Source organism: Rhodoferax saidenbachensis, from assembly GCF_001955715.1.
In the GTDB taxonomy this organism is placed as follows: domain Bacteria; phylum Pseudomonadota; class Gammaproteobacteria; order Burkholderiales; family Burkholderiaceae_C; genus Allorhodoferax; species Allorhodoferax saidenbachensis.
The window spans coordinates 485,991-512,349 of record NZ_CP019239.1; the positions used below are offsets into that span (position 1 = coordinate 485,991).

The 26,359-nt window shown below is 58.4% G+C and carries 22 protein-coding genes and 6 tRNA genes; 25 read left to right on the plus strand and 3 right to left on the minus strand.

All coding sequences use genetic code 11. From position 1 onward, the window contains the following. The first annotated feature begins 4 nt into the window (after positions 1–4). The 24 genes from RS694_RS02365 (at position 5) to RS694_RS02480 (ending at position 23,073) form a co-directional block, all read left to right on the plus strand. Positions 5–652, plus strand: coding sequence for a LysE family translocator (locus tag RS694_RS02365; RefSeq protein WP_029709243.1), 648 nt, complete (start codon positions 5–7; stop codon positions 650–652). Between the two features lie 18 nt (positions 653–670). Further along, a complete protein-coding gene (trpD, locus tag RS694_RS02370; RefSeq protein WP_029709242.1) occupies positions 671–1,702 on the plus strand; it encodes an anthranilate phosphoribosyltransferase in 1,032 nt (343 codons plus the stop codon). 7 nt (positions 1,703–1,709) lie between these two features. Beyond that, entirely contained in the window at positions 1,710–2,498 is a 789-nt protein-coding gene (gene trpC / locus RS694_RS02375; RefSeq protein WP_029709241.1) for an indole-3-glycerol phosphate synthase TrpC, read from the plus strand. A 4-nt stretch (positions 2,499–2,502) separates the two neighbouring features. Then, the gene (locus RS694_RS02380; RefSeq protein WP_037248196.1) at positions 2,503–3,255 is read left to right on the plus strand and encodes a uracil-DNA glycosylase; all 753 of its coding nucleotides are present in this window, start codon (positions 2,503–2,505) and stop codon (positions 3,253–3,255) included. An 82-nt stretch (positions 3,256–3,337) separates the two neighbouring features. Continuing rightward, positions 3,338–3,423 (plus strand) — tRNA-Tyr (locus RS694_RS02385). Between the two features lie 51 nt (positions 3,424–3,474). Beyond that, a tRNA-Gly gene (locus RS694_RS02390) sits at positions 3,475–3,548 on the plus strand. Between the two features lie 47 nt (positions 3,549–3,595). Then, positions 3,596–3,670 (plus strand) — tRNA-Thr (locus RS694_RS02395). An 87-nt stretch (positions 3,671–3,757) separates the two neighbouring features. Then, the gene (gene tuf / locus RS694_RS02400; RefSeq protein WP_076069245.1) at positions 3,758–4,948 is read left to right on the plus strand and encodes an elongation factor Tu; all 1,191 of its coding nucleotides are present in this window, start codon (positions 3,758–3,760) and stop codon (positions 4,946–4,948) included. An 11-nt stretch (positions 4,949–4,959) separates the two neighbouring features. Then, positions 4,960–5,035: transfer RNA gene (locus RS694_RS02405), tRNA-Trp, on the plus strand. 108 nt (positions 5,036–5,143) lie between these two features. Further along, positions 5,144–5,527 carry a preprotein translocase subunit SecE gene (secE, locus tag RS694_RS02410; RefSeq protein ID WP_029708878.1) on the plus strand — a complete coding sequence of 128 codons (384 nt, stop codon included), beginning with the start codon at positions 5,144–5,146 and terminating at the stop codon, positions 5,525–5,527. Further along, positions 5,527–6,117, plus strand: coding sequence for a transcription termination/antitermination protein NusG (nusG, locus tag RS694_RS02415; RefSeq protein WP_029708877.1), 591 nt, complete (start codon positions 5,527–5,529; stop codon positions 6,115–6,117). The genes secE and nusG overlap by 1 nt, the downstream gene beginning before the upstream one ends. Positions 6,118–6,272: 155 nt before the next feature. Then, entirely contained in the window at positions 6,273–6,704 is a 432-nt protein-coding gene (gene rplK / locus RS694_RS02420; RefSeq protein ID WP_029708876.1) for a 50S ribosomal protein L11, read from the plus strand. Then, a complete protein-coding gene (gene rplA / locus RS694_RS02425; protein WP_029708875.1) occupies positions 6,705–7,400 on the plus strand; it encodes a 50S ribosomal protein L1 in 696 nt (231 codons plus the stop codon). Positions 7,401–7,669: 269 nt separating this feature from the next. After that, positions 7,670–8,200, plus strand: coding sequence for a 50S ribosomal protein L10 (gene rplJ / locus RS694_RS02430; protein ID WP_029708874.1), 531 nt, complete (start codon positions 7,670–7,672; stop codon positions 8,198–8,200). 42 nt (positions 8,201–8,242) lie between these two features. Then, a complete protein-coding gene (gene rplL, locus RS694_RS02435) occupies positions 8,243–8,614 on the plus strand; it encodes a 50S ribosomal protein L7/L12 (protein WP_029708873.1) in 372 nt (123 codons plus the stop codon). A gap of 249 nt (positions 8,615–8,863) precedes the next feature. Beyond that, positions 8,864–12,976, plus strand: coding sequence for a DNA-directed RNA polymerase subunit beta (gene rpoB, locus RS694_RS02440; protein WP_029708872.1), 4,113 nt, complete (start codon positions 8,864–8,866; stop codon positions 12,974–12,976). A gap of 19 nt (positions 12,977–12,995) precedes the next feature. Next, the gene (gene rpoC / locus RS694_RS02445; RefSeq protein WP_029708871.1) at positions 12,996–17,222 is read left to right on the plus strand and encodes a DNA-directed RNA polymerase subunit beta'; all 4,227 of its coding nucleotides are present in this window, start codon (positions 12,996–12,998) and stop codon (positions 17,220–17,222) included. Positions 17,223–17,334: 112 nt separating this feature from the next. Then, a complete protein-coding gene (locus tag RS694_RS20730) occupies positions 17,335–17,892 on the plus strand; it encodes a LemA family protein (protein ID WP_029708870.1) in 558 nt (185 codons plus the stop codon). Positions 17,893–17,903: 11 nt separating this feature from the next. Next, complete coding sequence (gene rsmB, locus RS694_RS02455; RefSeq protein ID WP_051392022.1) at positions 17,904–19,223, plus strand: 16S rRNA (cytosine(967)-C(5))-methyltransferase RsmB; 1,320 nt, start codon at positions 17,904–17,906, stop codon at positions 19,221–19,223. Next, complete coding sequence (locus RS694_RS02460) at positions 19,180–19,812, plus strand: DUF4390 domain-containing protein (protein ID WP_081708679.1); 633 nt, start codon at positions 19,180–19,182, stop codon at positions 19,810–19,812. The genes rsmB and RS694_RS02460 overlap by 44 nt, the downstream gene beginning before the upstream one ends. A gap of 86 nt (positions 19,813–19,898) precedes the next feature. Then, positions 19,899–22,097 (plus strand): sensor histidine kinase, encoded by a 2,199-nt coding sequence (locus tag RS694_RS02465; RefSeq protein WP_081708681.1) that lies wholly within the window; start codon positions 19,899–19,901, stop codon positions 22,095–22,097. Positions 22,098–22,133: 36 nt separating this feature from the next. Beyond that, positions 22,134–22,814: a response regulator gene (locus tag RS694_RS02470; RefSeq protein ID WP_029708866.1), complete on the plus strand. Its 681-nt coding sequence runs from the start codon at positions 22,134–22,136 to the stop codon at positions 22,812–22,814. Between the two features lie 51 nt (positions 22,815–22,865). Next, positions 22,866–22,941 (plus strand) — tRNA-Phe (locus RS694_RS02475). A gap of 56 nt (positions 22,942–22,997) precedes the next feature. Beyond that, positions 22,998–23,073 (plus strand) — tRNA-Gly (locus RS694_RS02480). Between the two features lie 94 nt (positions 23,074–23,167). Here RS694_RS02480 and RS694_RS02485 read toward each other — a convergent pair. Then, entirely contained in the window at positions 23,168–23,545 is a 378-nt protein-coding gene (locus RS694_RS02485) for a PilZ domain-containing protein (protein ID WP_029708865.1), read from the minus strand. A 135-nt stretch (positions 23,546–23,680) separates the two neighbouring features. On the opposite strand from RS694_RS02485, the gene RS694_RS02490 reads away from it, so the two are divergent. Next, positions 23,681–24,304 (plus strand): hypothetical protein, encoded by a 624-nt coding sequence (locus RS694_RS02490; RefSeq protein ID WP_051392019.1) that lies wholly within the window; start codon positions 23,681–23,683, stop codon positions 24,302–24,304. Between the two features lie 43 nt (positions 24,305–24,347). Here RS694_RS02490 and RS694_RS02495 read toward each other — a convergent pair whose 3' ends face one another. Further along, positions 24,348–25,232 (minus strand): amino acid ABC transporter substrate-binding protein, encoded by an 885-nt coding sequence (locus RS694_RS02495; RefSeq protein WP_029708863.1) that lies wholly within the window; start codon positions 25,230–25,232, stop codon positions 24,348–24,350. A 120-nt stretch (positions 25,233–25,352) separates the two neighbouring features. Beyond that, a complete protein-coding gene (locus RS694_RS02500) occupies positions 25,353–26,357 on the minus strand; it encodes a phospholipase A (protein ID WP_051392018.1) in 1,005 nt (334 codons plus the stop codon). Positions 26,358–26,359 lie beyond the last annotated feature (2 nt).

The following is a 26,359-nucleotide window of genomic DNA, read 5'->3' on the forward strand; positions in this document are numbered from 1 at the left end:
CACCATGTGGGGTATGGAACATCTGGGCCTGTTTATCCTGGCCGGCTGGCTGCTGAACCTGACGCCAGGGCCGGACGTGCTGTACATCGTGAGCAACGCGCTGCGCTCGGGCGCGCGCGCCGGCGTGGTGGCCGCATTCGGCATCACAGCGGGCTGTTTTGTGCACATCTTCGCTGCCGCGCTGGGTGTGGGCGCGCTGCTGGCCACCTCGGCGACCGCCTTCACTGCACTGAAGTGGCTGGGCGCCGGCTACCTGCTCTATGTCGGCACGCGCCTGCTGCTGTCACGCGCCCCATCTGCTATGCATTTGGAAGCTGCCCCCGAAGACTCCACGGGGGCTGCGGCCCTGAAAGACATATTTCTTCGCGGCTTCTGGACGAATGTGCTCAACCCTAAGGTGGCGCTGTTTTTCCTGGCCTTTGTGCCGCAATTCATTGCCCATGATGCAGACAACAAGACGCTGGCTTTTGTGCTGCTGGGCGTGTTGTTCAACCTCAATGCGATCCCCATCAACCTGGGGTATGCGTTCCTGGCCGCCTGGGCCGCCAAGCGTATGGATGCCGTGCAGCGCGGCATGCACTGGCTGGACCGTGTTGCCGGTGCCTTGTTTGTCGGTTTTGGCGTCAAGCTGGCGCTGACCGAAGCCCCCTAAGACAATCTGGAGAACGTTATGCCGATTACCCCCCAAGAGGCGCTGCAGCGCACCATCGAACACCGCGAAATTTTCCACGACGAAATGCTGCACCTGATGCGCCTGATCATGTCCGGCGAGATGTCGCCGGTCATGATGGCCGCGCTGATCACCGGCCTGCGCGTCAAGAAGGAAACCATTGGTGAGATCACCGCAGCCGCCCAGGTCATGCGGGAGTTTTCCACCAAGGTGGAAGTGGCCGACAAGACCAACCTCGTGGATATCGTCGGCACCGGCGGCGACGGCTCGCACACCTTCAATATCTCGACCTGTTCCATGTTTGTGGCGGCAGCGGCGGGTGCCAAGGTCAGCAAACACGGTGGGCGTAGTGTCAGCAGCAAGAGCGGCAGCGCCGATGTGCTGGAGGCCCTGGGCCTGAACATCAACCTTTCGCCTGCGCAAATCGCCCAATGCATTGCCGAGCTGGGAGTGGGCTTCATGTTCGCGCCCAACCACCACCCGGCCATGAAAAACGTGGCGCCGGTGCGCAAGGAAATGGGCATCAAGACCATCTTCAACATCTTGGGCCCGCTGACCAATCCGGCTGGTGCACCCAACATCCTGATGGGCGTGTTCCATGCCGATCTGGTGGGTATCCAGGTGCGCGCACTGCAGCGCCTGGGCGCCGAGCATGCCATCGTGGTCTATGGCCGCGACGGCATGGACGAGGTGAGTCTGGGTGCTGCCACGCTGGTCGGTGAGCTCAAGGACGGACAAGTGCGCGAATACGAAATTCACCCCGAAGACTTCGGCATGGTCATGGCCAGCAACCGCACGCTCAAGGTCACCACTGCCGAAGATTCGCGCGCCATGCTGATGGGCGTGCTGAATAACCAGGCGGGCCCGGCCAAGGATATTGTGGCGCTGAATGCCGGTGCTGCGCTTTACGCTTCCAATGTAGCAAATAGCATTCAAACCGGCATCCAGCTTGCGCAAGCAGCTATCGAATCAGGAGCGGCCGAGGCAAAAATGACGGCCCTGGTTGAACTCTCACGCCAACTGGCAAGTTAAGGACACCATGAGCGACATACTGGACAAAATCGTTGCGGTTAAACACCAAGAGGTGGCCGCAGCCAGCAAGCGCAAATCGTTGGAGATCGTGCGGGCGGACGCCGAAAGCCGCGTTCTGACACGTGACTTTGTCGGCGCCTTACGCGCCAAGATTGCAGCCGGGCGTCCCGCAGTCATTGCAGAGGTCAAGAAGGCCAGCCCGTCCAAGGGTGTGTTGCGCGCCGACTTCATCCCTGCCGACATCGCGCAAAGTTATGCCGAGCACGGTGCCGCCTGCCTGTCTGTACTCACTGATGTGCAGTTTTTCCAGGGTGAAATCGACTACCTCAAGCAAGCCCGAGCCAGCTGCCAACTGCCCGTGCTGCGCAAGGACTTCATGGTCGATGCCTACCAAATCTATGAGTCGCGCGCCATGGGCGCTGACGCCATCCTGTTGATCGCCGCCTGCTTGGATGACGCGCAGATGAAAGACTTTGAAGCCATCGCCCGCAGCCTGGACATGGCGGTGCTGGTGGAAGTGCACGACCAGCCCGAGCTGGAGCGTGCCCTGAAGCTGAAAACGCCATTGATCGGTATCAACAACCGCAACCTCAAGACCTTCGATGTGTCGCTGGACACCACGCTGGCCTTGAAAGCACAGGTGCCGATCGACCGCATTCTGGTGACCGAAAGTGGAATCCACACCCGTGAAGACGTGCTGCGCATGGGGGCGGCGGGCATCAATGCCTTTCTCGTGGGTGAGGCTTTTATGCGTGCGCCAGAACCGGGTGAGGCCCTGGCCGCGCTGTTCGGCTAAAACCATGTTGGGCGTTCCCTCTCAGGACGAGTCCCTGGTGGCTGACCAGTTGTTGGCGGCCAATCCGGAAAACTGGGCTGTGGCTGCCGGCTGGCAGCCTTTGGTGGATGATTTCTTTGCATCCGAAACCGGGCAGCGTTTGCTGGCGTTTCTGGACCAGCGTCTGCAGGCCGGTGCTGCTGTGTTTCCGCCACAACCGTTACGGGCCTTGAGCCTCACGCCGCCCGAAGCGGTGCGCGTCGTGATCCTGGGCCAGGACCCATACCACGGGCGTGGTCAGGCCGAAGGTCTTGCGTTTTCGGTTGCGTCTGGCGTGCAGTTGCCGCCCTCGCTGCGCAATATCTTCAAGGAACTGCTGCGTGACCTGGGCACGCCGTTCCCCGCATTCCCCAGCCCCGGGGGAAGCTTGGTTCGCTGGGCCCAGCAGGGCGTGCTGTTGCTTAACACCTGCCTCACGGTGGAGGAGGGCCAGCCCGCCAGCCACTCCGGTAAAGGCTGGGAAATGCTCACCGACGCTGTGATTCGCCAGATTTCACTGGATGCCCAGCCAGCGGTTTTTATGCTCTGGGGCGCGCATGCGCAGAGCAAACGGCCGCTGATTGACGCTTCGCGCCATTTGGTGCTTACGGCCAACCACCCGTCGCCGCTGTCAGCGCTGCGCCCGCCCGTGCCCTTTATCGGCTGCGGGCATTTTTCCCAAGCCCGCGCCTGGCGCGATGCGCACAAGGCAGCGGGCGATGCCACGCCTGATGCATAAAAGTTGCGCATTTCTGGCTGGAATTTGTTCTGCCTGTCATGACAGGGGTAAAAACTCATGGCATAATTCGGGGTTCACCAAAGGAGAGGTGGCCGAGTGGTTAATGGCAGCAGACTGTAAATCTGCCCTCTTACGAGTACGCTGGTTCGAATCCAGCCCTCTCCACCAGTGATAAGTTGAATGAGATGTAGCGTTTGTGCCTGTAAAGGGCGAACCTTCGCGGGGTTCGTATAGTGGTAATACCTTAGCCTTCCAAGCTAAAGCGAGGAGTTCGATTCTCCTACCCCGCTCCATCGTTAACTTGTTGCTGGCTTTGTAAAAAGTTGGTTGTAAAGATTTTGCCCTTTTGGCTCAGTGGTAGAGCACTCCCTTGGTAAGGGAGAGGTCGCGGGTCCGATTCCCGCAAAGGGCACCAGTTTTTTGCACGACCGTTGGCGTGCGGGTCGCGGCGGTTGCGCTGTGATTTTTGTTGGTTTCACTCATTACTTTTCGGAGTCAGACAATGGGAAAAGAAAAATTCACACGTACCAAGCCTCACGTCAATGTGGGCACGATTGGCCACGTTGACCATGGCAAGACTACGCTGACAGCGGCCATCACGACCGTGCTGGCAGCCAAGTTTGGCGGTTCTGCCAAGGCCTACGACCAGATCGACGCTGCGCCTGAAGAAAAAGCACGCGGTATCACGATCAACACCGCCCACGTGGAATACGAAACGGCTAACCGCCACTACGCCCACGTTGACTGCCCCGGACACGCTGACTATGTGAAGAACATGATCACTGGCGCTGCCCAAATGGACGGCGCCATCCTGGTTTGCTCCGCAGCTGACGGCCCCATGCCTCAGACCCGTGAGCACATCCTGTTGGCTCGCCAGGTGGGTGTTCCTTACATCATCGTGTTCCTGAACAAGTGCGACATGGTCGATGACGCTGAACTGCTGGAACTGGTCGAAATGGAAGTTCGCGAACTCCTCGACAAGTACGACTTCCCAGGCGACAAGACCCCCATCATCCACGGCTCTGCCAAGCTCGCCATGGAAGGCGACAAGGGTGACCTGGGTGAAGGCGCCATCATGAAACTGGCCGACGCACTGGACAGCTACATCCCCCTGCCAGAGCGTGCTGTTGACGGCGCGTTCCTGATGCCCGTGGAAGACGTGTTCTCCATCTCTGGCCGCGGCACCGTGGTGACTGGCCGTATCGAACGTGGTGTGGTCAAAGTCGGCGAAGAAATCGAAATCGTCGGTATTGCTGACACCCAAAAGACCACCTGCACTGGCGTGGAAATGTTCCGCAAGCTGCTGGATCAAGGTCAAGCGGGCGACAACGTCGGTATCCTGTTGCGCGGCACCAAGCGTGAAGACGTGCAGCGCGGCCAAGTGCTGTGCAAGCCCGGCTCCATCAAGCCCCACACCCACTTCACTGGCGAGATCTATGTCTTGTCCAAGGACGAAGGCGGCCGCCACACGCCTTTCTTCAACAACTACCGCCCTCAGTTCTACTTCCGTACAACGGACGTGACCGGTGCGATCGAGTTGCCAGAAGGCAAGGAAATGGTCATGCCTGGTGACAACGTGTCGATCACTGTGAAGCTGATCAACCCCATCGCCATGGAAGAAGGCCTGCGCTTCGCTATCCGCGAAGGTGGTCGTACCGTGGGCGCCGGTGTGGTTGCCAAAATCATCGCGTAAAGATTTCGCGAAGGGGTATAGCTCAATTGGCAGAGCGTCGGTCTCCAAAACCGAAGGTTGTAGGTTCGATTCCTACTGCCCCTGCCACCTGGCTAGCTTAAAGGTGGCAAACAAGCCCGCTACGGTGTAGCGGGCTTCAGCGTCTTAAGGTCGCTGAAATTTTGAATCGATTTAGAACGCGCGAAATACAGAAATATGGCCACGACACAAGTTCAAACCGTCAGTACAGGGGCAGACAAGGCCAAGTTGGCCGCTGCTGCTGCATTGGTGGTGGCTGCGCTCGCAGCGTTTTATCTGCTGGGCAAGCAAGGCCAACTGGTGCAGTGGGCTGCATTGCTGGTCGGGCTGGCTGCTGCGGTTGCCCTGTTTTTTGCGTCTGAGTCGGGTCGCCAACTGGCGGCCTTTGGGCGTGATGCCTGGCGCGAAGTTAGAAAAGTGGTTTGGCCTGCACGCAAAGAAGCGATTCAGATCACAGCATACGTCTTTGGTTTTGTGATCGTGATGGCGCTGTTTCTGTGGTTCACAGACAAGACGCTTGAGTGGGTCTTTTACGACTTGATTTTGGGGTGGAAAAAATAATGACTGAAGTTGTCGCAAGCCCCTCGGCAGAATTGCCACCAACCACTCCCGTAAATCCTGATTTGCGTTGGTATGTGGTGCATGCTTATTCCGGCATGGAAAAAGCAGTAGAGCGCAACATTCTGGAGCGGATTACCCGCTCCGGCATGGAAAACAAGTTTGGCCGCATCCTCGTTCCTATGGAAGAGGTAGTTGAGGTCAAGAACGGTCAGAAAAAAACGACTGAACGCAAGTTCTTCCCCGGCTATGTGCTGGTGGAAATGGTCATGGACGATGACACCTGGCATCTGGTGAAACACACCAATAAGGTGACCGGTTTTGTGGGTGGTGCAAAAAACCGTCCAGCCCCAATTTCCGAAGCTGAGGTGATGAAGATCGTCAACCAGATGCAGGAAGGCACCGAGAAGCCGCGCCACAAGATTGAATTTGTGGTGGGTGAGTATGTGCGCGTCAAGGAAGGTCCTTTCACCGACTTCAATGGTTCGGTGGAAGACGTGAACTACGAGAAGAGCAAGGTGCGCGTGTCGGTGACCATTTTCGGTCGCTCCACGCCGGTCGAATTGGAGTTTTCTCAGATCGAGAAAACGTAAGTTTCGCTAAGACCTAAGGTTTGCTGGCCAGCGATGGCCGGTTTTGCATTTGCGTTATCCGACTCGGCGCGAATGAATTTGAAGAGTCGTTAACCCCGGGGAGCCGAGGTCTGAGTTGTTCAGCACCAAGGCGTTATCACCCGTAAGGAGAAATCATGGCGAAGAAAATCATTGGTTTCATCAAGCTGCAAGTACCAGCTGGTAAAGCCAATCCATCCCCCCCCATTGGTCCTGCGCTGGGTCAGCGCGGACTGAACATCATGGAGTTCTGCAAGGCATTCAATGCGCAGACCCAAGGTGTTGAGCCAGGTCTGCCACTGCCTGTGGTGATCACTGCTTTTGCAGACAAGAGCTTCACCTTCATCATCAAGACCCCGCCTGCGACGGTCCTGATCAAGAAGGCCATCAAGCTGGACAAGGGCTCTGCCCGTCCACACGTGGACAAGGTCGGCAAGATCACGCGCGCTCAGCTCGAAGAAATCGCCAAGACCAAGATGAAAGACATGAACGCCGCCGATCTGGAAGCCGCAGTGCGCACCATCGCCGGTTCTGCCCGCTCCATGGGCGTGAATGTGGAGGGCGTGTAAATGTCCAAGCTCACCAAAAAACAAAAGACCCAAGTCGGCAAGATTGACAGCAACAAGCTGTACCCCCTGAGCGACGCTTTGGGTCTGGTCAAGGAATTCGCCAACGCCAAGTTCGACGAATCCATCGATGTGGCTGTTCAGCTCGGCATCGACGCGAAGAAGTCGGATCAAGTGGTGCGTGGTGCGGTCGTTCTGCCTAACGGCACCGGCAAGACCAAGCGCGTGGCTGTGTTCGCCCAAGGCGCCAAAGCTGAAGAAGCCAAGGCTGCTGGTGCTGACGTGGTCGGTATGGACGACCTGGCCGCTATGGTCAAGGCCGGCGACATGCCTTTCGACATCGTGATCGCCGCTCCTGACGCCATGCGCGTTGTGGGTACGTTGGGTCAAATTCTGGGCCCTCGTGGTCTGATGCCTAACCCCAAGGTTGGCACCGTGACTCCGGATGTGGCAACAGCAGTGCGTAATGCCAAGGCTGGTCAAGTGCAATTCCGCGTCGACAAGGCCGGTATTGTTCACTCCACCATTGGTCGCCGTTCGTTTGATTCGGACAAGCTGCAAGGCAATCTGGCTGCGCTGGTGGACGCTTTGAACAAAGCCAAACCTGCTTCCAGCAAGGGTGTGTATTTGAAGAAAGTCGCTGTTTCGTCGACCATGGGTGTGGGTGTCCGCGTGGACCTGCAAACCATCTCGGCGTAATCGCAAAAATTTGAACGGATCGCAAGACCCGTTCAATGTGGTGGGCTGCAACGGTTGCAAAACCGGAGCAGGCCATCCAAGACCGTTGGTGTGCAAGCGGGCATTTATGCAAGCAGTCACTTAAACCGACACAGTGTTCGCACCGTGTCCAGCCAACGCAGATGGCGATCCCGCTGCAGATGGAATTGAGAAGTTTCGTTAACAGTTGGTCGCTGCAATGTGGAGCGTAAAGCAGCGTTTGCTGCCAAGCGCATTTAAAGGAGTAGACCTTGAGTCTTAATCGCAGTGAGAAAGAAGCGGTCATCAGTGATGTGACCGGCCTCGCCGCTAAAGCTCAAACGCTCGTGATCGCGGAATACCGCGGCATCACGGTCGCTGACATGACCAAACTGCGCAACAACGCGCGCAGCGCTGGTGTGAGCCTGAGTGTGTTGAAGAACACCCTGGCCCGCCGTGCTGTTGCCGGTAGCCCGTTTGAAATCGTGTCCGACCAGATGACCGGTCCTCTGATCTACGGCTTTTCCGAAGACGCAGTAGCAGCCGCGAAAGTGGTTGCAGAGTTCGCGAAAACCAACGACAAGTTGGTGATCCGTGCTGGTGCGTATGGCGGTAAGGCACTGGACGTGAACGGCGTGAAGCAATTGGCAAGCATTCCTTCCAAGGAAGTGTTATTGGCGCAATTGTTGGGCTTGATGCAATCCCCCATCTCCCGTACAGCACGTGTGCTGGCGGCGTTGGCGGACAAAAAAGGCGCTGGCGTAGCTGTAGAAGCTGCCCCCGCAGAGGCTGTCGCGGCGTAATTGCCCGACATCCGTAGTAACCAAACTTGTTAGGAAATCAAAATGGCATTCGATAAAGACGCATTTTTGACCGCGCTGGACAGCATGACGGTCATGGAACTCAACGACCTGGTGAAAGCCATCGAAGAGAAATTTGGTGTGAGCGCTGCCGCTATGGCTGGCCCTGCTGCTGCTGGCCCTGCTGCCGCTGCTGCTGAAGAGAAGACCGAGTTCAACGTGGTGTTGACTGACGCTGGCGCCAACAAGGTGTCCGTCATCAAGGCCGTGCGCGAAATCACCGGTCTGGGCCTGAAAGAAGCCAAGGACCTGGTTGACGGCGCTCCCAAGGCTGTCAAGGAAGGCATTGCCAAGGCTGACGCTGAAGCTGCTCTGAAGAAGCTGGTGGAAGCTGGTGCAAAGGCTGAACTCAAGTAATTGAGTCGTCCACAAGGGCTGGAGGTTCCGATAAGGGCCTCCAGCCTTTGGTGCTTGTGAGAGTGCACTAAAAAGTTGCGTGGTAACGCTATTTTTTAGTGTCTTCTGACCCCGACTGCAGAAGATGCCTTGGTACGGGTTGCGTGCAATGCGCGACCGTCCGCCAATGATTGGTAGTGGCCAATCACCAAGAAAGACACACAGTCGCCTAGGACCCCCAGGATTCCTCAGTCTTTGCCCGGAGATCTAATGGCTTACACATACACAGAACGCAAACGCATTCGCAAAAACTTCGGTACTCGCGATAGCGTGCTGGAAATCCCTTACCTGCTGCAGATGCAAAAAGACGCCTATACCGCGTTCCTGCAAGCAGATGTTGCCCCCAAGAAACGTACCGCAGAAGGCCTGCAGGCCGCCTTCGAGGCTGCCTTTCCCATCGTCTCGCATAACGGTTTTGTGGAGATGAAGTACCTAGAGTACAACCTCGCCAAGCCAGCGTTTGATGTGCGTGAATGCCAAACCCGTGGCCTGACTTTCGCTTCGGCCGTGCGTGCCAAGGTGCAACTGATCATTTATGACCGTGAATCCTCGACCAGCCAGAACAAGGTGGTTAAGGAAGTCAAGGAACAGGAAGTCTATATGGGCGAAGTGCCGCTCATGACCGGCAAAGGCTCCTTCATCATCAACGGTACTGAGCGCGTGATCGTGTCCCAGTTGCACCGTTCCCCCGGCGTGTTCTTCGAACACGACAAAGGCAAGACCCACAGCTCGGGCAAGCTGTTGTTCTCGGCTCGCATCATTCCTTACCGTGGTTCCTGGCTCGACTTTGAATTCGACCCGAAAGACCTGCTGTATTTCCGTGTGGACCGTCGCCGCAAGATGCCCGTCACGATTCTGTTGCGTGCCATTGGCCTGAACAACGAATCCATCTTGGCGAACTTCTTCGTCAACGACAACTTCCGTCTGATGGACAGCGGCGCACAAATGGAATTTGTGGCTGAACGTCTGCGTGGCGAAGTGGCCCGTTTCGACATCACCGACAAGAGCGGCAAGGTGGTTGTTGCCAAAGACAAACGCGTTACCGCCCGTCACACCCGTGAACTGGAACAATCCGGCACCACGCACATCAGCGTGCCCGAAGACTTCCTGGTTGGCCGTGTGGTCGCCCGTAATGTGATTGATGCGGATACCGGTGAAATCGTGGCCAAGGCCAACGAAGAATTGACCGAGTTGCTGCTCAAGAAATTGCGCACCGCGGGCATCCAGGACCTGGCTTGTATCTACACCAACGAGCTGGACCAAGGCGCCTACATTTCGCAAACCCTGCGCACTGACGAAACGGCCGACGAGTTCGCTGCCCGTGTCGCCATCTACCGCATGATGCGCCCCGGCGAGCCACCAACGGAAGATGCAGTGCAAGCGCTGTTCCAGCGCCTGTTCTACAACCCCGACACCTACGATCTGTCGCGCGTGGGCCGCATGAAGTTCAACGCCAAGATGGGCCGTTCGGAATCGACCGGCCCCATGGTGCTGACCAATGAAGACATCCTGGCTGTCGTGAAGATCCTGGTGGATCTGCGCAATGGACGCGGGGAAGTCGACGATATTGACCACTTGGGTAACCGCCGCGTGCGTTGCGTGGGCGAGCTGGCCGAAAACCAGTACCGCACGGGCCTGGCACGTATTGAAAAGGCAGTGAAAGAGCGTCTGGGTCAGGCAGAGCAAGAGCCGCTGATGCCACACGATCTGATCAACAGCAAGCCCATCTCCGCTGCGCTCAAAGAGTTCTTCGGTGCTTCGCAGCTGTCGCAGTTCATGGACCAGACCAATCCTTTGGCCGAAATCACCCACAAGCGCCGCGTATCCGCCCTTGGTCCGGGCGGTTTGACCCGTGAGCGTGCCGGCTTTGAAGTGCGTGACGTGCACGTCACCCACTACGGTCGTGTGTGTCCCATTGAAACGCCTGAAGGTCCAAACATTGGTCTGATCAACTCGCTGGCCCTGTACGCCCGTTTGAACGAGTACGGTTTCATTGAAACCCCGTACCGTCGTGTGGTGGACAGCAAGGTAACGATGGACATCGATTACCTGTCAGCCATCGAAGAAGGCAAGTACGTGATTGCCCAGGCCAATGCGGCGCTGGACAAGGACGGCAAGCTGACCGGTGACCTGGTGTCTGCCCGTGAAAAGGGTGAATCTATTCTGGTTGGCGCTGAACGCATCCAGTACATGGACGTGTCGCCCGCGCAGATCGTGTCGGTGGCGGCATCCCTGGTTCCGTTCCTGGAGCACGATGATGCGAACCGTGCCTTGATGGGCGCCAACATGTCCCGTCAGGCCGTGCCTGTGCTGCGCCCCGAGAAGCCCATGGTGGGCACTGGCATTGAACGCGTGGCCGCGGTCGACTCCGGTACGGTTGTCACCGCAACACGTGGTGGCGTGGTCGACTATGTCGACGCGACCCGTATCGTGGTGCGTGTGAATGACAGCGAAGCCGTGGCTGGTGAAGTCGGTGTGGACATCTACAACCTGATCAAATACCAACGTTCCAACCAGAACACCAACATCCACCAGCGTCCTATCGTCAAGAAGGGCGACAAACTGGCCAAGGGTGACGTGATTGCCGACGGCGCTTCTACCGATCTGGGTGAAATCGCCATCGGCCAAAACATGCTGGTCGCGTTCATGCCCTGGAATGGCTACAACTTCGAAGATTCGATTTTGATCAGCGAACGCGTGGTGGCAGAAGACCGTTACACCTCCATCCACATCGAAGAACTCGTGGTGATGGCGCGTGACACCAAGCTGGGTGCGGAAGAAATTACCCGCGACATTCCCAACCTGAGTGAACAGCAACTCAACCGTCTGGACGAGTCCGGCATCATCTACGTGGGTGCAGAAGTGCAGCCTGGCGATACGCTGGTTGGCAAGGTCACGCCCAAGGGTGAAACCACGCTCACGCCCGAAGAAAAGTTGCTGCGTGCGATCTTCGGCGAGAAGGCTTCCGATGTGAAGGACACTTCGCTGCGCGTGGACCAAGGTTCACAAGGTACCGTGATCGATGTGCAGGTCTTCACCCGTGAAGGCATCACACGTGACAAGCGTGCCCAGCAGATCATTGACGACGAACTCAAGCGTTTCCGTCTGGATCTGAATGACCAACTGCGTATTGTGGAAGCCGATGCGTTTGACCGTATTGAAAAACTGCTGAGCGGCAAGGTCGCCAATGGTGGACCTCAAAAACTGGCCAAGGGCACCAAGATCGACAAGGCCTACCTGGCTTCCGTCGAGAAGTTCCACTGGTTCGACATTCGTCCGGCCGACGAAGAAGTTGCATCGCAACTGGAGTCCATCAAGAACTCCATCGAGCAGCAGCGCCACAGCTTCGACCTGGCTTTTGAAGAAAAGCGCAAGAAACTCACGCAAGGCGACGAGTTGCCAGCAGGCGTTCTGAAAATGGTCAAGGTCTACATTGCGGTCAAACGCCGCCTGCAGCCTGGTGACAAGATGGCCGGTCGCCACGGTAACAAGGGTGTGGTTTCCAAAATCACCCCCGTGGAAGACATGCCTTACATGGCTGACGGTACCCCCGTGGACATCGTGCTGAACCCCTTGGGCGTTCCTTCGCGTATGAACATCGGTCAGGTGCTGGAAGTGCACTTGGGCTGGGCCGGCAAGGGTCTGGGCCAACGTATCGGTGACATGCTGCAGCGTGAAGCCGCCGCGACCGAAATCCGTGGTTTCCTGGAACAGATCTACAACGGTACGGGGCGCAAGGAAGATCTGAAGCAACTGTCTGACACCGAAGTGCGCGACATGGCGGAAGAGCTGACCCATGGCGTGCCGTTTGCATCTCCCGTGTTCGATGGCGCTACCGAAAAAGAAATCGGTGACATGCTGCAATTGGCCTATCCTGCCGACGTAGCCAAGGCCAAGGGCCTGACCGACACCCGCACCCAGGCCCAGTTGTATGACGGCCGGAGCGGCGATGCGTTTGAACGCACCACCACGGTGGGCTACATGCACTACCTGAAGCTGCACCACTTGGTGGATGACAAGATGCACGCCCGTTCTACTGGACCGTACAGCTTGGTTACGCAACAGCCCCTGGGCGGTAAAGCGCAATTCGGTGGTCAGCGTTTCGGCGAAATGGAAGTGTGGGCCCTGGAAGCCTACGGCGCTTCCTACACGCTGCAGGAAATGCTCACCGTCAAGTCCGACGACGTTCAAGGCCGTACCAAGGTGTACGAGAACATCGTCAAGGGCGAACACTCCATCGAAGCCGGTATGCCGGAATCGTTCAATGTGCTGGTCAAGGAAATCCGTTCCTTGGGCATCGACATCGAACTCGAACGTTCTTAATTGAAAGGGAAAGAGTCACATGAAATCTTTACTCGACCTGTTCAAGCAGTTCACGCCCGATGAGCATTTCGATGCCATCAAGATCGGTATGGCTTCTCCCGAGAAGATCCGTTCGTGGTCTTTCGGCGAAGTCAAAAAGCCTGAAACCATCAACTACCGCACGTTCAAGCCTGAGCGCGACGGCCTGTTCTGCGCCAAGATCTTCGGGCCCATCAAGGACTACGAATGCCTGTGCGGCAAGTACAAGCGTTTGAAGCACCGCGGTGTGATCTGCGAGAAGTGCGGCGTTGAAGTCACACAGACCAAGGTTCGCCGTGAACGCATGGGTCACATCGACCTGGCTGCTCCTTGCGCCCACATCTGGTTCCTGAAGTCCCTGCCAAGCCGTCTGGGTCTGGTGCTGGACATGACACTGCGTGATATCGAACGCGTGTTGTACTTTGAAGCCTACGTGGTCACCGACCCAGGCATGACCCCGCTGAAGAAGTTCAGCATCATGTCGGAAGACGATTTCGACGCCAAGTTCAAGGAATACGGCGACGAGTTCCAGGCCAAGATGGGCGCTGAAGGTATCAAGGATTTGCTGCAAAGCATTGATATCGAAGGTTCGATCGAAAAGCTGCGCAACGACCTGACCGGTTCCGAGCTCAAGATCAAGAAAAACGCCAAGCGTTTGAAGGTTCTGGAAGCGTTCAAGAAATCCGGCATCAAGCCCGAGTGGATGGTGCTGGACGTGCTGCCAGTACTGCCACCGGATTTGCGTCCGCTGGTGCCGCTGGACGGCGGTCGTTTTGCGACCTCTGATCTGAACGATCTGTACCGCCGCGTGATCAACCGCAACAGCCGTCTGCGCCGTTTGCTGGAACTCAAAGCGCCTGAAATCATTGCGCGCAATGAGAAGCGCATGTTGCAAGAAGCCGTGGACAGCTTGCTGGACAACGGTCGCCGCGGCAAGGCCATGACGGGCGCCAACAAGCGAGCTCTGAAGTCTCTGGCCGACATGATCAAGGGCAAATCCGGTCGTTTCCGCCAGAACTTGCTGGGCAAGCGCGTGGATTACTCCGGTCGTTCCGTGATTACCGTGGGCCCAACGCTCAAGCTGCACCAGTGCGGCCTGCCGAAGCTGATGGCCTTGGAATTGTTCAAGCCCTTCATCTTCGCGCGCCTGGAAGCCATGGGCATTGCGACCACGATCAAGGCTGCCAAGAAGGAAGTCGAATCCGGTACGCCCGTGGTTTGGGACATTCTGGAAGAGGTCATCAAAGAGCATCCCGTGATGCTGAACCGTGCGCCTACGTTGCACCGTTTGGGTATCCAGGCCTTTGAGCCCATCCTGATCGAAGGCAAAGCGATCCAACTGCACCCACTCGTTTGCGCGGCCTTCAACGCCGACTTCGACGGTGACCAGATGGCTGTTCACGTGCCTTTGTCGGTGGAAGCACAAATGGAAGCCCGCACCTTGATGCTGGCCTCCAACAACGTGCTGTTCCCGGCCAACGGCGAGCCTTCCATTGTTCCTTCGCAGGACGTGGTGTTGGGTCTGTACTACACCACCCGTGACCGTATCAACGGCAAGGGCGAGGGCCTGATCTTCTCCGACACCGGTGAAGTGCAGCGCGCCTTCGACGGTGGTGCAGTCGACCTGAACTCGCGTATCAACGTGCGGTTGACCGAGTGGACCAAAAACAAGGAAACCGGCGAATTTGAGCCATCGACCAAGCTGTGGGAAACCACCGCAGGCCGTGCGCTGTTGTCCGAAATCCTGCCCAAGGGTTTGCCTTTCTCCAACATCAACAAGGCGTTGAAGAAGAAGGAAATCTCCAAGCTGATCAACGTGTCTTTTCGCAAGTGCGGATTGAAAGAGACCGTGGTGTTTGCCGACAAGCTGTTGCAAGCGGGCTTCCGCCTGGCGACACGTGCCGGTATCTCCATTTGTATCGACGACATGCTGGTGCCTGCAGAAAAACACGACATCATTGCGCGCGCCCAGAAGGAAGTCAAAGAGATCGAACAGCAATATGTGTCCGGTCTGGTGACTTCCGGTGAGCGCTACAACAAGGTGGTGGATATCTGGGGCAAGTCGGGTGACGAAGTGTCCAAGGTGATGATGGCCAAGCTGTCCAAGGAAATGGTCACGGACCGCCATGGCAAGCAAGTCCAACAAGAGTCCTTCAACTCCATCTACATGATGGCCGACTCCGGCGCGCGCGGTTCTGCGGCGCAGATTCGCCAGGTGGCCGGTATGCGGGGTCTGATGGCCAAGCCTGACGGCTCCATCATCGAGACACCGATTACCGCGAACTTCCGCGAAGGTCTGAACGTGCTGGAGTACTTCATCTCCACCCACGGTGCCCGTAAGGGTCTGGCCGATACGGCGTTGAAGACGGCGAACTCCGGCTACCTGACACGCCGCCTGGTCGACGTGACGCAGGATCTGGTGGTGACCGAGCAGGATTGCGGTACCCACAGCGGTTACCTCATGCGCGCTATTGTTGAAGGTGGTGAAACCATCGAATCCCTGCGCGACCGCATTCTGGGTCGTACAGCAGCAGACGATGTGTTGCACCCTGAAACACGTGCGGTGCTTGCCGACGCCGGTGCCATGCTGGATGAAGACCTGATCGAAGAACTCGAAGCAGCGGGCGTGGACGAAGTCAAGGTGCGCACCGCCCTGACCTGCGAAACCCGTTTTGGTATCTGCGCCAAGTGCTACGGACGCGATTTGGGTCGTGGCGGTCTGATCAACCACGGCGAAGCCGTCGGTGTGATCGCTGCACAGTCCATCGGTGAGCCTGGTACCCAGCTGACCATGCGTACCTTCCACATCGGTGGTGCCGCTTCGCGTGCCGCTATCGCCTCCAGCGTAGAAGCCAAGTCCAACGGCAGCATTGGCTTCAACGCCACGATGCGCTACGTGACCAACAGCAAGAAAGAGCTGGTCGTGATTGCCCGTTCCGGTGAAATCGTGATCCACGATGAACACGGACGTGAGCGTGAACGCCACAAGGTGCCGTACGGCGCCATCCTGACGGTCAAGGCCGACCAGGTTGTCAAGGCCGGCGCCATTCTGGCGAACTGGGATCCGCTGACCCGCCCCATCATTACCGAGTTCGCCGGCAAGGCGCATTTCGAGAATGTGGAAGAAGGCCTGACGGTTGCCAAGCAGGTCGATGAAGTGACCGGTCTGTCCACATTGGTGGTGATTGATCCGAAGCGCCGTGGTGCTACCAAGGTGGTGCGTCCGCAGGTCAAGCTGATCGATGCTTCTGGTCATGAAGTGAAGATCCCTGGTACCGATCACTCGGTGACCATTGGCTTCCCCGTGGGAGCGCTCGTGCAGGTGCGTGATGGTATGGACGTCGGCCCCGGCGAAGTGCTGGCCCGTATCCCTATCGAAGGTCAGAAGACCCGCGACATTACCGGTGGTCTGCCCCGTGTGGCCGAGCTGTTCGAAGCCCGTTCCCCCAAAGACAAGGGCGTCCTCGCCGAAGTCACGGGCACGGTCTCCTTTGGTAAGGAAACCAAAGGCAAGGTTCGCTTGCAAATCACGGATCCCGAAGGCAAGGTCTGGGAAGAACTTGTTCCCAAGGAAAAGAATATCCTGGTGCACGAAGGCCAGGTCGTCAACAAGGGTGAGTCCGTGGTTGACGGTCCAGCAGATCCACAGGACATCCTGCGCTTGCTGGGTTCCGAAGAACTGGCCCGCTACATCGTGGACGAAGTGCAGGACGTTTACCGTTTGCAAGGCGTGAAGATCAACGACAAGCACATTGAAGTGATTGTTCGCCAGATGTTGCGCCGTGTGGTGGTGGAAGCTGCAGGTGACTCCAGCTACATCAACGGAGAACAGGTCGAGCGTTCCGAGATGCTCAACACCAACGACGCCCTGCGTGCCGCTGGCAAGATCCCGGCCGTCTTTACCAACCTGCTGCTGGGTATCACCAAGGCGTCTTTGTCCACCGACAGCTTCATCAGCGCGGCTTCCTTCCAGGAAACCACCCGCGTGTTGACCGAAGCTGCCATCATGGGCAAGCGCGACGAGCTGCGCGGACTGAAGGAAAACGTCATCGTTGGACGTCTGATTCCAGCCGGTACCGGCATGGCATACCACGAGGCCCGCAAGGTGCGCGAAAGCATGGACGACGCCGAGCGCCGAGCCATTGCCGAAGCCGAAGCGGCCGATCTGGCGGGTGATGCTGAAGCCGTGGGCGAAACCCAAGCCAATGAAGGTACTGCAAGCGAGTAATATCGCCTTGCTATCCTAAAGGTAGCGCCCCAAGCCCTCTGCATAAGGGGCTTGGGGCGTTTTTCCTCATAAACCGGTTTAAGTTCATCTTGCCTGGAGGCGTCTGGCGCTCATGAATGGTTCCCTGCTGTTGTGGCTGCTGTTGGCCCTCGCCATTTTCTGGGGCGTGGGCGTTCACAACCGCTTGATGCGCATACGTGCCCGTGGTTTGGATGCCTTTGGCTCGGTCGAAAAGCACATGCGCCAATACGGTGAACTGGTGCGCGGGCATTTGGCTGCGTCGGAAGAGGCTGACCCGGCCGATGGCGAGAGCACGGCGGACTACCTGCCCGAGGACTGGGTGCGCTTGTTGGCCGCCCTGGACGTATTGGAGCAGGCGCTGAAGGATGCCCGCGTCATTCCTCTGGCGGTGCCCGCCTTGGGCCGGTTGGCGACAAGTTTTGACAAGTTGCAACAAGCGTGGGAGCAGTTGCGTAGCGCCCCTGCGGACCTGGCTGGCGCCACGGTGCCCGAGGCTTTGCAAAGCCAATGGGACGCGGTCACCCTGCGTGTACAGACCGCTCGCGGTGGGATGAACCAGATTTTGGTGAAGTACAACGAAGCCAGGGTGCAGTTTCCCGCACGTCTTGTGGTCGACGTAATGGGCTTTCAGGTCGCGGGAATTTTGTGAAGGGCGTTGGTGTGTCAGAAGAAAAAATTCCCCTTTGGCGTCAGTTGCAAGCCACGGCGGGTGCCGTACTCGCGGTGCGCGGAGGTGCGTCTGGCACGGCGGCTGTAGACGCAGTTTCCCCAGCGTTGCGCCCAGGCGTGCAGGCTTTGGTATTTCACGTCTGGCGTAATCTGGGGCGTGCCGAGGTTTTGCGTAAGAAGTTGGCCAGCAAGTCACCCCCACCTGCAGCGGATGCGCTGCTCTGTGTTGCCCTGGCATTGGCCTGGCGCGATGATGGCGCTCCTTACGATGCCTTTACGCTGGTGGATCAATCGGTGGAGGCTGCCAAGCGCAACCCCGCCACGCGGGCCCAGGCCAACTTTGTCAATGCCTGCCTGCGGCGCTTCTTGCGTGAGCGGGATGTATTGGTCAGTGCGACCGATGCAGACCCCGTGGCGTTCTGGAACCATCCGCTGTGGTGGATCAAACGCTTGCAAAAAGACCATTCACAGGATTGGCAGCAAATTCTGGAGGCTGCCAATCGTCAGGCGCCCATGACATTGCGCGTCAACGCGAGAAAAACCAGCGCTGCGGAATACGTGCGCATGCTTGCCCAGGAAGGCATTTCCGCCCATGTGGGTGATCGCCATGCGGTGTTTCTGGAGCGCGCAGTGCCCGTCCAGCGCCTGCCTGATTTTGAGGTTGGCGCCGTGTCGGTGCAAGATGCTGCCGCCCAGATGGCCGCGCCCTTACTTCTGGAGGGGTTGGCGAGTAACAGCCCGGTGCGCATTCTTGATGCGTGTGCCGCACCGGGGGGCAAAACCGGGCATTTGCTGGAGTTATGCGATGGCGAAGTGACGGCACTTGAGATTGATGCACAGCGCAGCCTCCGCATTTCGCAGAACCTGCAACGCTTGGGCCTGCATGCGCGCGTACAGACAGCGGATGCTTCCCGCCCGCAAGACTGGTGGGACGGTCAGCTCTTTGATGCCATCTTGCTGGATGCACCGTGCACGGCATCGGGCATTGTGCGCCGCCATCCGGATGTGCGTTGGCTGCGCCGTGAGACCGACATTGCGCAACTGGCGCGGATTCAGCAGCAGATGCTGCAAACCTTGTGGCCGCTGCTGCGCCCGGGGGGGCGTTTGCTGTATTGCACCTGCTCGCTGTTTTTGGCTGAGGGCAAAGACCAAACCCAAACGTTTCTTGCGCACAACACTGGTGCGGCTTTGCTGCCCTCTCCAGGCCATTTGCTGCCCGGAAATAGCGCCAAAGCACAAGAGCTCCCGGACAATCAACGCAGTGACCATGACGGCTTCTATTACGCACTGTTGGAAAAGCGGGCAGCTTGAACGGCTCCTGCGCCACTGCCTTGGCTGGCTGGTGCTGCTGTTGTTCGCGGGTCTGGCGCATGCCCAAAGCGCAGACATCACCCAGTTCCGTGCGGAGCGGGCCGAAGAAGAAATCCAGGTTTCTGCACAAATCCAGTTTGAATTGCCCGCCGCCGTCGAAGACGCCCTGCTCAAAGGCATACCCATGTACTTCGTTGCCGAAGCAGATGTATTGCGTGAGCGCTGGTACTGGTATGACAAAAGGCTTGCCAGTGTGGAGCGCCATATGCGCCTGGCCTACCAGCCCCTGACACGCCGTTGGCGGCTCAATGTGTCCACGGGCCCCGGCAATGCCAACAGCCAGGGACTGGTGCTGAACCAAGGCTTCGATACCTTACCCCAGGCATTGGCAGGCATCAAGCGTGTGTCTGGCTGGAAAGTTGCAGATGTCGCGGACCTGGACCCCAGTCTCAAATACAAAGTCGAGTTCCGTTTCCGCCTGGACCTGAGCCGACTGCCACGCCCGTTCCAGATCGGTGCCATCGGGCAATCGGATTGGGATGTGTCTGCCGGCATCAGCACCCCGCTGTCATCTGACCTCACCAAGTGAACACGCCAGACAGTGGGGGATCTCCCTCCGTGACATTCCAGAACTCCAAGGCCTTGCGCGTCACCGTAGCGGCTGGTGCCTTGGTGATGGTTCTCATTGGCCTGGTGCTCCTGTACCTGCTGATGCAGGCCACCAATAACCGGGAGATGTACGAGAGCAATTACGCTTGGTTGTTCACCATCAATATGGTGGTGGCGGGCGCTTTGCTGGGGGCCATTGTCTGGGTCGGGTACCGCCTGTTTTTACGCCTGCGGCAAGGCAGGTTTGGCAGCCGCCTGCTGGTCAAGCTGGCGACGATCTTTGCGCTGGTGGGTTTCGCGCCTGGCTTGTTGATTTATGTGGTGTCCTACCAGTTTGTCTCACGGTCCATCGAAACCTGGTTTGACGTCAAGGTAGAGGGCGCATTGGAGGCCGGCCTGGGCTTGGGGCGCGTCACGCTGGACACGCTGTCCAATGACTTGAGTACCAAGTCGCGGAGTGCGGCCGTGCAGCTGTCTGAGAACCCGGAGGCGATGACTGGCATTCTTCTGGAGCGCATGCTGGACCAGTTGGGCGCATCTGACATGGCGGTGTGGGGCGGCAGTGGCAACCTGATCGCTAGCGCAGGGCAAACAAGGGTGAAGCTGAATCCTGATAAACCCACTTCCAGCCAATTTCGCGCAGCGCGGACCGATCGATCCCTGTCGTGGGTGGAGGGCCTGGAGGACGCGGCACCCGGGGTTTTGCCGGAGGCCCGCATTCGGGTTCTGGTGCCCATTGCCAGCAGTGCGCTGGGGCTGACGCCCGAGCAGCGGTTCTTGCTAGTCTCCCGCGCTTTGCCGCCCAATCTGGTGGCCAATGCATTGGCTGTGGAATCTGCCAATCGGGAGTACCAGGAGCGTGCACTGGCCAGAGAAGGGCTCAAGCGGATGTACATCGGTACACTCACTTTGAGCCTTTTCCTGGCGGTGTTTGGTGCGGTCCTGATGGCGGTGGTTTTGGGCAATCAGATAGCCCGGCCCTTGCTGTTGTTGGCCGAAGGTGTGAGCCAGGTGGCGGCGGGAGATTTCACGCCCAAGTTGGCCATGCAGGGCAAGGATGAACTGGGTGGTTTGACCCGTGCTTTTGCCTCCATGACCGAACAGTTGTCCGATGCCCGCCAGGCGGTGGAACACAGCATGGCGCAGGTGGACGCGGCACGCGCCAATTTGCAGACCATCCTGGACAACCTGACTGCGGGCGTGATTGTGCTGGGGGCTGCGGGTGAGATCCGTTCCTCGAATCCCGGTGCCACCCGTATTCTGAAAACACCTCTTGCTGCCCACGAAGGGCAGGCCCTGGCCAGCATACCGGGCTTGCAGGATTTTGGGCATGCGGTGCAATTGCAGTTTGCCGACTTTCTCGCGCGCCGAAGCGAACACGGACTGGACCACTGGCAGCAATCGTTTGAACTCGGAGCAGGCGCCGCGTCCGCGCATGGGCCGTTTGACCAGGCGCTGACGCTGGTGGCACGTGGTGCCGAGTTGCCGGGTGAAGACCGGCTGCTGGTGTTTGATGACATTTCCGAGATCGTTTCTGCCCAGCGCGCGCAGGCGTGGGGCGAAGTGGCCCGCAGGTTGGCCCACGAGATCAAGAACCCCCTCACGCCGATACAGCTTTCTGCCGAGCGGCTGGAAATGAAACTGTCCGGCAAGCTGCAGCCGACCGAACAGACCATATTGGTCAAGTCCGTCAAAACCATTGTGGACCAGGTCGATGCCATGAAGCGATTGGTCAACGAATTCCGGGACTATGCACGCCTGCCCGCTGCCGAGCTCAAGCCCGTGGACCTCAACGCCCTGATCACCGACGTACTTCAGTTGTACGGAGATGAGACGGCGACAGTCCCAGTGCGGGCCGAACTGGACCCCGCCAGCCCACCGGTGCGTGGAGACGTCCAGCAACTGCGCCAGGTCATTCACAATTTGTTGCAAAACGCCCAGGACGCCAGCGAGCCAGTGGGCTCTGTTGTGCCCGATGATGGCCGCCATGTGGTGGTCCGCACCCAATGGCAAGCCGCTTCCGGGCGTGTACGCCTGAGCGTGCTGGACCAGGGCTCGGGCTTCCCCGAACACATCCTCAAACGGGCGTTCGAGCCCTATGTCACCACCAAGGCCAAGGGCACCGGACTGGGTTTGGCCGTGGTGAAGAAGATTGCCGATGAGCACGGCTCGCGTGTAGACATCACCAATCGCGTCGTGGACGGCGCTGTGGTGGGTGCACAAGTATCGTTATCATTGGCTGTAGATAACAGCGCGCCTCTTTAGCGCGCGACAAAGGTTAAAGGGAAAAGCGCGCTTACCATGGCAAACATACTGGTTGTAGACGACGAGCACGGCATCCGTGACCTGCTCTGGGAAATACTGAACGACGAAGGTCACAACGTAGAGCTTGCCGAAAACGCAGCCCAAGCACGGGCCGCACGCCTGCGCGAACGTCCCGATCTGGTTTTGCTCGACATCTGGATGCCAGACACCGATGGCGTGACACTGCTCAAAGAGTGGTCGTCCACCGGCCTGCTCACCATGCCGGTCATCATGATGAGCGGCCACGCCACCATTGATACGGCGGTCGAGGCCACCAAAATCGGTGCACTGGCGTTTCTGGAAAAACCCATCACCCTGCAAAAGCTGCTCAAGGCCGTGGAGCAAGGCTTGGCACGTGGCAACCTGCGCAAGCCCGCAGCCACCGCTTCACAAGTGCCCGTAGCCGCCTCTTCGCAGGAGGCGGCGGATACCGAGAGTTTGGTACACGTGGTGTCTGCACCTGCCGGACCACAGGCCAATCAGAATTTTGTGCTGGACAAACCCCTGCGTGAAGCCCGTGATGAGTTTGAGAAAGCTTACTTTGAGTACCACCTGGCCCAGGAAAATGGCTCCATGACGCGCGTAGCAGAAAAAACGGGTCTGGAGCGCACTCACCTGTACCGCAAGCTCAAACAACTGGGTGTGGATCTCACGCGCAGCAAGCGTGGTGGCAACTGAAGTCCGGGACTGTCCAGAAGCGCCAAAAGTTGCGCTATAATTGAAGGCTCAGGCCCGGTAGCTCAGTCGGTAGAGCAGAGGATTGAAAATCCTTGTGTCGGTGGTTCGATTCCGCCCCAGGCCACCAAATATGAAATCCCATCCCTGTGATGGGTTTTCTTTGACCAACCAGTGTGGTCATTCGCGGGAATAGCTCAGTTGGTAGAGCGATACCTTGCCAAGGTATAGGTCGAGAGTTCGAGCCTCTTTTCCCGCTCCATATAAGCAAAAAGCCCATCCATTGCGATGGGCTTTTTGCTTTGTCGGTGCGCCCCCATGCAAAGACGGACCGGGGTCACTGAGGGAGGCCTGCCTCAGGCTGCGGAAAACAGCAAAGACAGTTCGCGGTCCATCAATTCGGTGTCCCCGGTATTGAGTTCAATCAGGCGCCGAAGCCGCGTCAGGCTGGTGACATCAATGTCCAGGCATTCAATGCCCACATGGTGATCATCCAGATGCGCGATCCGTCCCGCCATCACCAAACCTTCTCCATCGTCCGCCAAGGGCAGCAGCAGGCGGCATTTCTCATGCAACTGGAGTGTGGGGGCCGCTTCGGTGTGCACCAGGGCGCCTTTGAGCGCGATATCCACCAACTGCACCGCAATGGTTTTGCCCTCCAAGTGCAAAAGCACGTCTGCGGCAAAGGGGATGCGGGCGTAGTGGCGCAGACTTTTGACCGGTGCGGATTTCATGCGGGCCTTTCGGTGCTGGAAACAGCAAGATTACGTGGCTTGGCCGCAAAGCGCAATGGCCCTAACGCCGCCCCGGGGCAGGTGGCAAAGTCAGCGGGGCTGGAGTATATTCACCAAGAATATCAAGGGTGTGACATGTTCAGTGGGTTTTTCGGCAAGGGCAGTAGCGCGGACAAGACGCCTCCCAAGGAAGCGCCGGATTCCCGCGGGCTGGAAGTTGTCGAAGACGACCCCGACACCGCCTGGAGCATGTGGGACAACGCGCTGGCCGAGCAGGATTCCCGTTTCCCCCCTGACATCGAAGCCTCCGCGGCTGCAGGTGCAGTGCCCGACCCAACACCCGCTCCCCGTGCGCAGGCCAAACCCATGCCGCCGGTGTCCAGCGAGATGCAGGCGACCGTGCCCATGTCGCTGGAACCCCATGAACCCACCCAGCCACTGGACTTGCAGGACAAAACGCTGGAGCAGCGCAAGAACGATGCGCTGGACATCGTGGACCTGCACCACCACCGCATTGCCAACACCATACGCACCATGTGGGGCTACAAGGAATGCAGCATCTACATCAACAAGCTGGTGATGGCCGGCGGGGATGGCATGGGTCAGGCGCGCATCGGTTTCAACATGGAAGCGGTGCAAGCCATGCTGGCGCTGATTGACCTGCATGACGCCCAGTTTGGCGCGCCGGACACCGGTGGCGGCCTGGGCTTTGCCGACCCGACCATCCGTTCGGGCATAGAAGGCTATCGCCGCGGCTAGCCTGAATAGCACTTGGCGGTGCTAACAGCCCCGCCCTGCCGGCTCAGTTGGGCACATTGTCCGTGGGGTACTTCCAGAGATCACGCAAAAGATAATTCATCGGAATATTGAGGGCGTGATCGTTGGGGGGAATGGGCTTGGTAAACCAACGGTCGTAGATGGCATAGGCTTCGCGTGAGCTGATCAGGCGCCGCATTTCTTCATCCACCATAGCCTTGAGTTCGGGGTCCTTCTTGGACATCACGATGGAAAGCGGCTCCAGTGTCAGGAATTTCCCAACCACCTTCAATTTATTGGGGGCAGGGCGGGTGGATAACACGCCGTACAGCAGTACGTCATCCATGGCAAATCCGTCAGCCTGCTCTTTTTCGATCATTTCTGCAGCCTGTACATGGTCGTTGGCTTGCATGATGTTGATGCGCAGCAGCCGTTCGTTATTGGCGCGGGTGATGGCCGCCAATGACGGCGTCTTGTAGGTCGAGACCAGGGTCAGCCCTTCGAATCCACGCAGGTCAGTGATCTTGCTGTCCGCACGCACCATAAATCGGGTGCCGGTGATGTAGTACGGAATCGTGAACGCCACCTTCTCGCGGCGTTCGGCACTGTTGCTGGTGGCCCCACATTCCAGATCGGCCTTGTTCTGCTCAATCATCTCCACCTGATTGAACTCCGTCACCTTGAGGTATTCGGTCGTCAATGCACTGAGCGCCAGCTGTTTGCGGATGGCCTCAGTCACCTTCGCGCACATGTCCATGGCATAACCAATGGGGCGTTTGTTGGCATCCAGATACGAAAACGGGATGGAAGCCTCGCGGTGCGCCAGCGTGATCTTGCCCGTCTGCCGAATGCGGTCCAGCACCGGCCCGGCATGTGCGGCCCCACAGATGCCACCAAGGGCTACTGCGACCAGTAGCGATGTGTTCGACATGCGTTTGGAAAACTGACGGCACAAAAGCATTGCGGGTCTTTCAAGGTGGCGCATATTGCGCATATCTGAGCACTGTAGTGTCAGGCAAGTTCTGTACCACGCGGTGTTGCCAATGGCTCTCTACCAGTCCAGTAGTGTCAGGCCCACGCTGAGCACCGTGCGTTTGCGGTTGTAGTCCAGCAAAGAATCCCCGTACCCACTGAACACTTCGGTGTGAAAACGCAGGCCACTGCGCTCGCCCGAGGCGGTAGATGTGCCCACCTTGCGCAGCCAGCCCAGGCGGATCGAGCCATTGCCCTCGGCCTTGAGTGAATGGCGCAGCGCAACGGTCAGCGTGTTGTTTTTGCTCAGGTTCCAGGCACCGGTGACCTCGGCACGCCCCACGTAATCGGCAATGTCGGGGTTGTCGTCGCTGTCACTGTCCTCGGGCATACGTTGCCACAGGTTGGCGTTCACCACAAACGTGTTGCCGTATTCCATGCCCGCACGGGCTATTACGCGGTTCCAACTGCGCGAGAGCGGCAGGGTCTGGCCGTTGGACTGGTGGTTGGCACTGACACCCACGTAACGCAAGCGCCAACCGTCAGACAACTGTGCATCTATGGGCAGGATGTAGGTGATTTCCGGCTCGTGGTCGGTGGAGCGGAAGGGGCGCGACAGGCTGTTGTTGAACAACTGCCAGTACGACTGCTGGCTGTAGGAAAACCACACCGAGTCCAGCAGCGTGGGGTCCGCACCGGTCAGCAGGCCCTGGGCGACCTTGGTGCGCACCGAGAGTTGGACACGGGTTTCCGCCGTGTTGTAGGGCTGGAATGTTGCGGTGTGGCCGGGCGTGGGTGAGCTGGGCGCGGTGTTGACACTGTCCGAGCCGATCACCGACAGGCTGATGGGCCGGTAACCGCGCAGGCCGAAGGTGCCGCAGTCGCTGGCGGGCTCCAGCTCCCAGTAGCTGGACAGTGGCGACACATGGGGGTTCTTGCAGCTGACCTGCACCGGTGGTGGACTGCTCGCAGGCAGATCCGGGTTGGCACTGGCCCAGGCGCCATTTTTTGTGTCATTCTGGGCTATAGCCCCTGTGGATAGTGCGCAGGCAGCTATCAAAAAAGTAGCAATTTTCAGGTGCATAG